Origin of the sequence: Amycolatopsis sp. NPDC051371 (genome assembly GCF_040682155.1) — a bacterium.
Classification (GTDB): Bacteria; Actinomycetota; Actinomycetes; order Mycobacteriales; family Pseudonocardiaceae; genus Amycolatopsis.
This window is the reverse complement of the sequence record NZ_JBFBAG010000047.1, coordinates 83,527-92,405: the sequence shown is the minus strand read 5'-3', so window position 1 is coordinate 92,405 and position 8,879 is coordinate 83,527. Positions and strand designations below refer to the sequence as shown.

Sequence of the window (8,879 nt, the reverse complement as noted above, 5' to 3'; positions counted from 1 at the left end):
TCGCCGAGCGTCGGCCAGGCGAGCGCTTCCTCCTCGGGCGCGCCGAGCGCCACCGCGAGGTGCTGTGTGAGAAACAGGGTTAGAACACTGTTTCTCACTCACGACCGCCACCGCGGTAGGAGGCCTTCGGTGGAACTGCTCTTACTAGGCGTCGGCCTTCTCGGCGTCGGCGGCAGGCGCGTCGGCCGGAGCCGCCTCGTCTTCCTTGACGACGATCAGGCTGATCTTGCCGCGGTTGTCGATGTCGGCGATCTCGACGCGGAGCTTGTCGCCCACGTTGACCACGTCTTCGACCTTGTTGATCCGCTTGCCGTTGCCCAGCTTGGAGATGTGCACCAGGCCGTCCTTGCCCGGCAGCAGCGAGACGAACGCGCCGAACGCGGCCGTCTTCACCACGGTGCCGAGGAAGCGCTCGCCGACCTTGGGCAGCTGCGGGTTGGCGATGGCGTTGATCAGGTCGATCGCCGCCTCCGCCGACGGGCCGTCGGCCGCGCCCACGTAGATCGTGCCGTCGTCCTCGATGGAGATGTCGGCACCGGTCTGCTCGGTGATCGAGTTGATCATCTTGCCCTTCGGGCCGATGACCTCGCCGATCTTGTCCACCGGGATCTTCACGCTGGTGACGCGCGGGGAGAACGGGCTCATCTCGTCCGGGCCGTCGATCGCCTCGGCGATGACCTCCAGGATGGTGAGGCGAGCGTCCTTCGCCTGCTTCAGCGCGGCGGCGAGCACCTCGGAGGGGATGCCGTCGAGCTTCGTGTCCAGCTGCAGGGCGGTGATGATGTCCTTGGTGCCGGCGACCTTGAAGTCCATGTCGCCCATGGCGTCCTCGGCCCCGAGGATGTCGGTCAGCGCGACGTAGCGGGTCTCGCCGTCGACCTCGTCGGAGATGAGCCCCATCGCGATGCCCGCGACCGGCGCCTTCAGCGGCACACCGGCGTTGTACAGGCCCATGGTGGACGCGCAGACCGAACCCATCGAGGTCGAGCCGTTGGAGCCCAGCGCCTCGGAGACCTGGCGGATCGCGTACGGGAACTCGTCCCGCTTCGGCAGCACCGGCACCAGGGCGCGCTCGGCGAGCATGCCGTGGCCGATCTCGCGCCGCTTCGGCGAACCGACGCGGCCGGTCTCGCCGGTGGAGAACGGCGGGAAGTTGTAGTGGTGCATGTAGCGCTTGTGCGTCTCCGGGGACAGCGAGTCGATCTGCTGCTCCAGGCGAAGCATGTTCAGCGTGGTGACGCCCAGGATCTGCGTCTCGCCGCGCTCGAACAGCGCCGAGCCGTGCGCCCGCGGGATCACGGCGACCTCGGCCGCGAGCGACCGGATGTCGGTGAAGCCACGGCCGTCCATGCGGATCTTGTCCGTGAGGACGCGCTTGCGCATGACCTTCTTGGACAGCGCCTTGAACGCGGCGCCGATCTCCTTCTCGCGGCCCTCGAAGGCTTCGCCCTCGCCGACGCCGACCTTCTCCAGCACGGCGGCCTTGACCTGGTCGGTCGCGGCGTCGCGGTCCTGCTTGCCGGCGATCTGGAGCGCGTTCGCCAGGTCGTCGGTCGCGATCGCGGCGACCGCGTCGAAGGCGTCCTGCTCGTAGGGCAGGAAGACCGGGAACTCGCCGGTCGGCTTGGCGGCCACGTCGGCCAGCTTCTGCTGGGCCTCGCACAGCACCTTGATGAACGGCTTGGAGGCCTCGAGGCCCTCCGCGACGGAAACCTCGTCCGGCGCCTTGCCGCCCGCGGCGATCAGGTCGAGCGTGTTCTCGGTGCCCTCGGCCTCGACCATCATGATCGCGACGTCGTCACCCACGATGCGGCCGGCGACGACCATGTTGAAGGTCGCCTTCGCCAGCTGCGACCAGGTCGGGAACGCGACCCACTGGTCCTCGACCAGCGCGACGCGCACGCCGCCGACCGGGCCCGAGAACGGCAGGCCGGCGATCTGGGTCGACGCCGACGCGGCGTTGATGGCCAGCACGTCGTACGGGTCGTCCGGGTTGAGGCTCTGGACGGTGATGACGACCTGGATCTCGTTGCGGAGACCGTCGGTGAACGACGGGCGCAGCGGCCGGTCGATCAGGCGGCAGGTCAGGATCGCGTCGGTCGAGGGGCGGCCCTCGCGGCGGAAGAACGCGCCGGGGATGCGGCCGGCCGCGTACATGCGCTCCTCGACGTCCACCGTCAGGGGGAAGAAGTCGAAGTGGTCCTTCGGGTGCTTCGACGCGGTCGTCGCCGAGAGCAGCATGGTCTCTTCGTCGAGGTACGCGACGACGGCGCCGGCGGCCTGCTTGGCCAGGCGGCCCGTCTCGAAGCGGACGGTGCGGGTGCCGAACCGGCCGTTGTCGATCACGGCTTCGGTCTCGTGCACGGTGACTCCGGTGGAGTCGGTCATAGATGCTTCTCCTCTTTGGTTCCTTCATTCGGCGCGAGTCTCCCACCCTGGGACCCGTTTCGCTCAGGACACTCGAGGAGTGATGCCGGTCTTCGATCGAAGCCCCCGGGACTCTTCCCGGAAGCCACTACCGAGGACCGGCGGACGGTTCCTCGGGCGCGCTCGCGCCGTGGGGTGTTGCTGCACCGAGGGGGAGCGACCGGTGGTCACTCCCCCTCGGGTCGAAGCTATCGGCGCAGGCCGAGGCGCTGGATCAGCGCACGGTAACGCTCGATGTCCACCTTCATCACGTAGTTCAGCAGCCGGCGGCGACGGCCGACCAGCAGCAGGAGCCCGCGACGCGAGTGGTGGTCGTGCTTGTGAGCCTTGAGGTGCTCGGTGAGGCCGACGATCCGCTTGGTCAGCAGCGCGACCTGGGCCTCGGGGGATCCCGTGTCCGAGTCGTGCACGCCGTACTCGGCCAGGATCGACTTCTTGTCTTCGGTGGACAGCGCCACTTGTGATGCTCCTCGAAATAATCAGTGCCGTGCGGCCCCGGGCGTGGATGCACGCCGGGAAGACGGTCACGGCCGCCACGGACTGCAGCCGGACCCGCTCGTGAGGTTACCAGTCACTCCGGCAGGCCTCCTGAGCAGGGCCTTCAGGCGCCGAGCCCGAACGCGCGGGCCACCCGGTAGCGGGTTCCGCCCGATCCGCGTTCGCTGGTCATCAGCACCGCTTCGGTGGCTGTCCAGCTCCGGCTGCGGAAATCCGACAAGCGTTCGGTCCAATGCCCGGCGACCCCCGGATCTTCCCGGGGGAACCGCGCCAGCGTGAGGTGGGGCACGTACGGCCTAGCCTCGGCACCGGCCCCCGCGGCGAGCGCGAGCGGCGTCAGGTCTTCTCCGGCGGCAGTCAACCACAGCACCCCGGGGAACGTCGCGCCCTTTTCCAGCCGGACGTCGACGCCCGCCTGCCCGGTCAGCCTCTCCGCGAGCCACGCGGCCCGGGTGCCGACGTCGTCCGGCCCGTAGTAGGCGAGCGTGACGTGCCAGCGCTCCGGCGGCTCCCAGCGCAGGCCCTCCCCCAGGTCACCGAGGGCTTCGGCGACCTCTTCGACGACGTCGTCCGGCGGGACCAGCGCGCTGAAGAGGACCGGCATCAGGCGCCGTTGCCCGCCCGGCGCAGCAGGTCGGCGATGGCCGGGAACTCGTCGTCGAGCCGCTTGGCGGCCTCGCCCAGGTCCTCGTCCTCGGCCACGTCGCGCAGGTAGGCGAGGACCTTCTGGTATTCGTTGACCACCGGGATGTTGTCGCGGCCGACGGTGGGCCGGGAGTCGCGGACGTCCTCCATCGCGGTCAGCATCGCGTCGCGGTTGCCCGCGGCGACCTCGGGCACCAGGATCTTGCGCTCGAGCATGATCATCCTGGCCAGCACGACCGGGTTGCCGATCTTCGCCCGCCGCCCGCTCATCACCTGGCTGAGCATGGGGGCGCTGATCCCGAGGACTTCGGCCAGGAACGCCTGCGAAACGTCGAACGCGACGACGAGCCGGCGCACCCGGTCACCGAGCGGCTCCCCGTACCACTCGCGCTGCAACGCGATGTTCCGCTGGACGATCTTGTGGTCCTCCACCAGTTCCGCTCCCCTAAACCGCTTGGCCTGCTACCTGCGCGCACACCGTCCGTGAGCATCTTGCCATCGCCGTCACGTGCGTGAACGCGAAACCGCCCTATTCGCCCCCGGTCGGGGCGCCCGGGGGCACCTCCAGTGCCTTTCTCGTCTCGACGACGTCGTCGTCGATCTGCGTGACCAGGCCGGCCGAGTCGGCGAAGCGCACCTGGTCACGCAGCCGCGTCACGAAGTCGATCGCCACGTGCTGGCCGTAGAAGTCTTCGTCGACATCGAGGACGAACGCCTCGACGGTCCGCTCGCGCCCGGAGAACGTCGGGTTCGTGCCCACCGAAACCGCTGCGCGCAACCGGCGCGTGGGGTCCGCCGAGCGGGTGAACCAGGCGCTGTAGACGCCGTCGGCCGGGACAGCGGCGAAGCGCGGCGTCGACAGGTTCGCCGTCGGGTAGCCGAGCTCGTGGCCCCGGCCGTCACCGCGGACGACGATGCCCTCCAGGCGGTGCGGGCGGCCGAGCGCCTCGGCCGCGGCGACGACGTCCCCGGCGTCGATGCACGACCGGACGTACGTGCTCGAGAACGTGATCGCCGACTGGTCCTCTTCGGACAGTTCCTTGCCCTGCAGTTCGGCGCCGTAGGCGGCAAAGCCGAACCGGCGGCCGAGGGTGCGCAGCAGCGCGACGTCGCCGGCGGCCTTGGCACCGAAGGTGAAGTTGTCGCCGACGATCACGGCGGCCGCGTGCAGCCGGTCCACGAGCACCTCGTGCACGAACTCCTCCGGCTGCAGCCGGGACAGCTCGAGGGTGAAGGGCAGCACGCAGAAGACGTCGATGCCGAGGCCTTCGACGATCTCCGCCTTGCGCCGCAACGTAGTCAGCTGCGCCGGGTGGCTCCCGGGGCGCAGCACCTCCGACGGGTGCGGGTCGAACGTCAGCATCACGCTCGGCAGCCCGCGTTCGGCCGCCGCTGCCACGGTCCGGCCGACCAGCTCCTGGTGCCCGCGGTGGACACCGTCGAACACGCCGATGGTGACCACGCACCGGCCCCAGCCGCCGGGAAGGTCCCCCAGCCCACGCCACCGCAGCACGTCGAACTCCCGTCTCTCCTGGGCCACCCTAGGCGGGCAGCAACACGACCACTGCCCGGGACACGCCTTCTTCGTCGGCGGCCAGGGCGAGCACCCGGCCGTCGGGACCGAAGAGCCCGTAGGTGCCCTCGACGCCGGCGGCCGGGATGCGCTGGCCGTGCCGGACCGCTTTCGCCGTCACCGCGTCGAGGTCGCGCCGCGGGAAGGCGGCGGCGACGGCGGCGTCGAGGTCCAGGCTCAGCTCCGGGGTCTCCTCGAGCCGGTCGAGGGTCTTCGCCTTCGCCAGCGTGAACGGGCCGACCGTGGTGCGGCGGAGGGCCTGGAGGTGGCCGCCGACGCCGAGGTCCGCGCCGAGGTCGCGGGCCAGCGCGCGGACGTAGGTGCCGGACGAGCACTCGACGACGGCGTCGACCTCGACGTGGTCATCTTCGTGGCGGACGCCGAGGACGTCGAAGCGGTAGACGGTGACCGGGCGCGGCGGGAGGACGACCTCCTCGCCGGCGCGGACGCGGGCGTACGCGCGCTTGCCGTCGATCTTGACGGCGCTCACCGCGCTGGGCACCTGCTGGATGGGGCCGGTCAGCTTGGCCACGCCCTGGGCGATGGCTTCGTCGGTGACGTCTCGGGTGGCGGCCGTCGTGAGGACTTCGCCCTCGGCGTCGTCGGTCGTGGTGCTGCTGCCGAGGCTGAGGGTGGCCAGGTAGGTCTTGCGGTCCAGCGCCAGGTGGCCGAGCAGCTTGGTGGCGCGCTCGATGCCGAGCACCAGCACGCCGGTCGCCATCGGGTCGAGCGTGCCGGCGTGCCCGACCTTGCGGGTGCCCATGATGCGGCGGGCACGGGCGACGACGTCGTGCGACGTCATGCCGGCGGGCTTGTCGACGATCACGAGACCGGGCGGCGGGGCGGGACGGCGGGGCGGTTTGGGGCTCGACACGCGGCAAACCCTATCGGCCGCTCGTCGTGGTTCGATCAGGCCGCTCGGCCGGGCCACCATGGGGGCGTGACGGAGATCGAAGTCCGGCCCGCACGGCCCGCCGAATTCGAAGCGGTCGCCGCGCTCCGGTGGCGCTGGGTGGCCGAGCGCGACGGCCTGCCCGAAGCCGGCCGCGCGGCGTTCGTACGGGAGTTCGCCGCGTGGGCGCGGGAGAACGCTGCCACCCACCGCTGCCTCGTCCTGGTCCGCGGCGGCCGGGTGCTCGGGATGGCGTTCCTGGCGGTCACCCCACGGGTGCCGACGCCGGCGGCGCTGTCGCGGGCCGCCGGGGACGTGCAGAGCGTGTACGTCGTGCCGGAAGCCCGTGACGGCGGCCTCGGCGGGCTGCTGATCGAAGGCGTCCTGCGGCTGGCCGGGGAGCTGGGGCTGGAGCGGGTCACCGTGCACTCGTCGCCGCGGGCCGTGCCGGCCTACGAGCGGCGCGGGTTCTCGGTGGCGCCGCAGCTCCTGCAGGCGCTGGTCAGGCGGCCACGATCGGCGTCTCGGGCAGGGCGGCGTCCCAGCGGCGGCGGGTGATGCGCACCGGCAGCTCCTCGCCGCGGGCTTCGGCGAGGAACAGGTGGGCGCGCGTCCGGCGCCACCACACGAGCAGCCGGGACGTGCCCAGCGCCAGGATCGCGACGATCGCCAGCAGCGAGAGGCGGAAGTTCCCGCCGGTCCACTGCAGCAGCACGCCGACGGCGAGGGCCGCGATGGTCGTCGCCACGAAGCCGCCGACGTTGACCACGCCGGTCGCCGTGCCGACGCGGCTGAGCGGGTTGTAGTCGCGGGCGAGCGCGAAGCCGATCATCGACGCCGGGCCGCCGAGGGCGAGGAGGGCGAACGCGGGCACCAGCAGCGCCACCGGCACCTGTCCGGGCCAGCCCAGCAGCACCGCCCAGATCAGCGCGGCGCCGCCGATGTACCCGCCGACCAGCGGCATCCGCAGCGACGGGTACCGGCCGATGACGCCGCCGAGCAGCGGTCCGCCGGCCATCGAGCCGAAGACGAAGACGGTGAGCAGCGTGCTCGCGGTGGCCATCGACTGCCCTTGGCCTTGCACCAGCCAGGGCACGCCCCACAGCAGCGTCAGGGCGTTGGGGGCGAACATCGTGCTGAAGTGGACCCAGAAGCCCAGGCGCGTGCCCGGTGTCCGCCACGCCTCGGCGACCTGGTGGGCGAGCTGGCGCGGGCGGACGGTCTCGCGGACCGGCGGGTGCTCGCCGGTGGGGACGTCGCGGACCCGGAGCGTCACGACCACGGTGTAGAGGACGGTGACGGCGCCGGCCGCGAGGAAGGTCGGGGTCCAGCCGGCGCTGTCGAGCACCAGCGAAAGCGGGACGGTGGCGGCGAGGTTGCCGATGTAGCCGACGGCCGCGGTGAACGACGTCAGCAGCGCGTACTGGCGGCCCGGGAAGTGGGCGGCGACCAGGCGCAGCACGCTGACGAAGGTGAGCGCGTCGCCGAGGCCGAGCACGCCGCGGGCGACCAGGCCGAGGCCGTAGGAGTGGGCGACGCCGAGGAGGAGCTGGCCGGCGCCGAGCACCAGCACCGCGACGGTGAGGACGCGGCGGGGGCCGTAGCGGTCGACCAGGACGCCGGTCGGGATCTGCATCGCGGCGTAGACGCCCACCTGCAGCACGGTGAACGTGCCGAGCGCGGCCGCGCCGACGCCGAAGCGTTCGGCCGCCTGCAGCCCGGCGACGCCGAAGGAGGTGCGGTGGAAGACCGCGAGGAGGTAGACGGTGACGGCGGCGAGCCAGATGAGCCAGGACCGGGCGGTGGCGCGGCCGGTGGCGGGCGGCACAAGTTCCTCCAGGGAATCGGCGGTTTCGGCGTTCGGTTCGGGCGGACGCCTGCGCTGCCGTCCTTACTACTTGTAGCGCCTAAGCAACGACGAAACATAGCTGTTATCCCGGTGGCGTTCACCACATGGTTGTATCTGAATGTTCTTCACATTCGGGGGTGGTTTCGTGACCGGGCTGGCCGGGGCGCACGCGGTGATCACGGGTGGGTCCAGCGGGATCGGCCTGGCGACGGCGGCCGCGCTGGCCGCGCGTGGCGCGTCGGTTTCCCTGGTGGCGCGGGACGAATCGCGGCTGCGGAAGGCATCGGTGTCGCTGAAGTCACGCGGTGCTTCGGTCCGGACCGCCGTCGCCGACGTCTCGTCGCAGGCCGAAGTGGAGGAGGCGTTCGCGGCCCTGACGGCTTCGGCGGGTCCGTGCGACGTGCTGGTGACGTGTGCGGGCCAGGCGCGTCCGGGCGAGTTCCTGGAGCTGGACGACGAGGTCTTCCGGCGGATGGTGGAGGTCGACTACTTCGGGACGCTGCACGCGGTCCGGGCGGTCGCGCCGTCGATGGTCCGGCGCCGGAGCGGCTCGATCGTCGCGATCTCGTCGGCGGCCGCGGTGCTGGGGATCTACGGGTACACGGCGTACGCGCCGGCGAAGTTCGCGGTGCGGGGGCTGATGGAGGCCCTGCGTGACGAGCTGAACCCGGCCGGGGTGCACGTCGCGTGCGTGTACCCGCCGGACGTCGACACGCCGCAGCTGGCGGAGGAGAACCGCTGGAAGCCGGCCGAGACGGCGGCGATCAGCGGGACGATCCGCCCGATGGCGGCCGAGGCCGTGGCGTCGGCGATCGTCCGGGCGGTGGAGCGGGAGCGGTACGCGGTGTACCCGGACCGGTCGGTGGCACTGCTCGCGGCGCTGGGTCCGCTGGCCGCGCCGTTCCTGCGGCGGATGGTGGACCGGCGAGTCCGTCACGCCCGCCGGGCCCGTGCTTGAACCCGGAACTCGCGTGTCTGGAGCCGGAACTCGCGTG

General features: G+C 71.6%; 9 protein-coding genes. 2 read left to right on the top strand and 7 right to left on the bottom strand.

The window, feature by feature from the left end; all coding sequences use genetic code 11:
• Positions 1 to 144: 144 nt before the first annotated feature.
• The 6 genes from AB0M59_RS41660 to truB all read right to left on the bottom strand — a co-directional run bounded on the left by AB0M59_RS41660 (position 145) and on the right by truB (position 6,017).
• The gene (locus AB0M59_RS41660) at positions 145 to 2,388 is read right to left on the bottom strand and encodes a polyribonucleotide nucleotidyltransferase (RefSeq protein WP_364626904.1); all 2,244 of its coding nucleotides are present in this window, start codon (positions 2,386 to 2,388) and stop codon (positions 145 to 147) included.
• A 227-nt stretch (positions 2,389 to 2,615) separates the two neighbouring features.
• Positions 2,616 to 2,885: a 30S ribosomal protein S15 gene (gene rpsO, locus AB0M59_RS41655; RefSeq protein WP_155545968.1), complete on the bottom strand. Its 270-nt coding sequence runs from the start codon at positions 2,883 to 2,885 to the stop codon at positions 2,616 to 2,618.
• A gap of 143 nt (positions 2,886 to 3,028) precedes the next feature.
• Positions 3,029 to 3,529 carry a 2'-5' RNA ligase family protein gene (locus AB0M59_RS41650; RefSeq protein ID WP_364626902.1) on the bottom strand — a complete coding sequence of 167 codons (501 nt, stop codon included), beginning with the start codon at positions 3,527 to 3,529 and terminating at the stop codon, positions 3,029 to 3,031.
• A complete protein-coding gene (locus AB0M59_RS41645; RefSeq protein WP_364386402.1) occupies positions 3,529 to 4,002 on the bottom strand; it encodes a helix-turn-helix transcriptional regulator in 474 nt (157 codons plus the stop codon). The genes AB0M59_RS41650 and AB0M59_RS41645 overlap by 1 nt, the downstream gene beginning before the upstream one ends.
• Before the next feature lie 97 nt (positions 4,003 to 4,099).
• The gene (locus AB0M59_RS41640; protein WP_364626914.1) at positions 4,100 to 5,083 is read right to left on the bottom strand and encodes a bifunctional riboflavin kinase/FAD synthetase; all 984 of its coding nucleotides are present in this window, start codon (positions 5,081 to 5,083) and stop codon (positions 4,100 to 4,102) included.
• A 28-nt stretch (positions 5,084 to 5,111) separates the two neighbouring features.
• Positions 5,112 to 6,017 (bottom strand): tRNA pseudouridine(55) synthase TruB, encoded by a 906-nt coding sequence (gene truB, locus AB0M59_RS41635; protein WP_364626900.1) that lies wholly within the window; start codon positions 6,015 to 6,017, stop codon positions 5,112 to 5,114.
• A gap of 66 nt (positions 6,018 to 6,083) precedes the next feature.
• On the opposite strand from truB, the gene AB0M59_RS41630 reads away from it, so the two are divergent.
• Entirely contained in the window at positions 6,084 to 6,593 is a 510-nt protein-coding gene (locus tag AB0M59_RS41630) for a GNAT family N-acetyltransferase (RefSeq protein ID WP_364626899.1), read from the top strand.
• Here AB0M59_RS41630 and AB0M59_RS41625 read toward each other — a convergent pair.
• Positions 6,538 to 7,863 (bottom strand): MFS transporter, encoded by a 1,326-nt coding sequence (locus AB0M59_RS41625; RefSeq protein WP_364626897.1) that lies wholly within the window; start codon positions 7,861 to 7,863, stop codon positions 6,538 to 6,540. The two genes, AB0M59_RS41630 and AB0M59_RS41625, sit on opposite strands and share 56 nt — an antisense overlap.
• Positions 7,864 to 8,002: 139 nt before the next feature.
• Here AB0M59_RS41625 and AB0M59_RS41620 point away from each other — a divergent pair, with 139 nt between their 5' ends.
• Complete coding sequence (locus AB0M59_RS41620; RefSeq protein ID WP_364626895.1) at positions 8,003 to 8,842, top strand: SDR family oxidoreductase; 840 nt, start codon at positions 8,003 to 8,005, stop codon at positions 8,840 to 8,842.
• Positions 8,843 to 8,879 lie beyond the last annotated feature (37 nt).